Source organism: Pseudoalteromonas sp. GW168-MNA-CIBAN-0100, from assembly GCF_040309225.1.
In the GTDB taxonomy this organism is placed as follows: Bacteria; Pseudomonadota; Gammaproteobacteria; order Enterobacterales; family Alteromonadaceae; genus Pseudoalteromonas; species Pseudoalteromonas arctica.
On the sequence record NZ_JBEOOL010000377.1, the window covers coordinates 1 to 303 of the forward strand.

The 303-nt window shown below is 40.9% G+C and carries 1 pseudogene; it reads right to left on the reverse strand.

The features are described from left to right. Window positions 1–303, reverse strand: a pseudogene (locus AAEY62_RS21565) (methyl-accepting chemotaxis protein); the annotation flags it as partial.

Below are 303 nucleotides of genomic sequence, written 5' to 3' on the forward strand. Positions count from 1 at the left end.
GTGTCATATCGCCACTTGCTACAATATCTAAAATGCGGTTAACTTCAGCCAGTGGTTTAGTAATACGATTAACTGTAACGACTGCCACGATAATTGCAATTATGGTGGCTATTATCATGCCTATCCAAGTCCACAAGTTTGCAGAATCTACGTCGCTGCGCACCCCTTTTTGCAATGAAAAAGCAACATCGCTGGCTTGTTTTACAAGTACGTCAATTTGATTTAGCGCTGTTTTAGTTGCTTGCTCAGACTCTGCCAGTTCACGTTCAGTAAGGCTAATTGCATCGATTAAGCGTTTTTTAT